We start from the raw sequence: 1,198 nt of genomic DNA, 5'->3' as shown, positions 1-1,198 counted from the left end.
GGAAGCGGGTAAAACCAAAATCAAAAGCCGCAGCGTTGACGTCGGCGTGGTGGAAACCGTCACGTTGAGCGATGACCTGAGCAAGGTGATGGTGCAGGCTCGCCTCAATTCCGGCATGGAAAAATTGCTGCGCCAGGATTCCGCTTTCTGGGTGGTGAAGCCGCAGATCGGCCGTGAAGGCGTCTCCGGGCTGGGCACGTTGCTCTCCGGCGCCTATATCGAACTGCAGCCGGGCAACAAGGGCAAAGACGGCAAAGACCACTATCAGCTGCTCGATGCGCCGCCGCTGGCCTCCCCGGACGCCAAAGGGCTGCGCATCGTGCTGGACAGCGAAAAATCGGGCCAGCTCAACGCAGGCGATCCGGTGCTGTTCCGCGGCTACCGCGTCGGGTCGGTGGAAACCAGCTACTTCGATCCGAAAGCGCGCGCCATGCGCTATCAGCTGTTCATCACCGCGCCTTACGATCAGTTGGTCACTACCAACGTGCGCTTCTGGAAAGACAGCGGCGTGGCGTTTGACATGTCGGCGCAGGGCATGCGGGTGGAGATGGGCTCGTTGACAACGCTGTTCAGCGGCGGCGTCAGTTTCGACGTACCGGACGGTTGGGATCGTGGCGAACAGGCTAAAGAGAAGGCGGAGTACCAGCTGTTCGACAACCAGCGCAGCACGCAGGATTCGCTGTATACCGTGCATAAGGATTACCTGCTGTTCTTCTCCGATTCGGTACGCGGCCTGCAGCCGGGCGCGCCGGTCGAGTTCCGCGGCATCCGTCTGGGTACGGTGGCGCAGGTGCCGTTCTATAAAGAGGGCATGGCGCAGCGTCTGGATAACGATTACCGCATTCCGGTGCTGATCCGCATTGAGCCGGATCGGCTTCATAAACAGCTGGGGGACAATGTCGATATTGAAGGGCACCTGAAAGACGCGGAGTCTCGTGGCTTACGCGCCTCGATGAAGTCCGCCAACCTGCTGACCGGTTCGCTGTATATCGATCTCGACTTCTATCCGCAGGAGAAACCGTGGAAAGGGCCGCGCGAGCTGTTCGGTTATCCGCTGATGCCAACCACCAGCGGCGGTCTGGCGCAGATCCAGCAGAAACTGATGCAGACGTTGGATAAGATTAATTCGATGCCGATCAATCCGATGATCAGCGAAGCGACCAAGACGCTGGCGGAAAGCCAGAAAACCATGAAGTCG

Annotated in this window: 1 protein-coding gene; it reads left to right on the top strand. The window is 59.4% G+C overall.

The features are described 5' to 3' along the window. Positions 1 to 1,198, top strand: a 1,198-nt coding sequence (gene pqiB, locus ITX55_RS23850) for an intermembrane transport protein PqiB (protein ID WP_223085421.1), incomplete at both ends; no start/stop codon positions are given.

The sequence above is a fragment of the Serratia sp. EWG9 genome (assembly GCF_019913725.1).
GTDB classification, from domain to species: domain Bacteria; phylum Pseudomonadota; class Gammaproteobacteria; order Enterobacterales; family Enterobacteriaceae; genus Serratia; species Serratia ureilytica.
The sequence above is the reverse complement of the archived record's forward strand: the minus strand, read 5'-3'. Positions and strand labels throughout refer to the sequence as shown.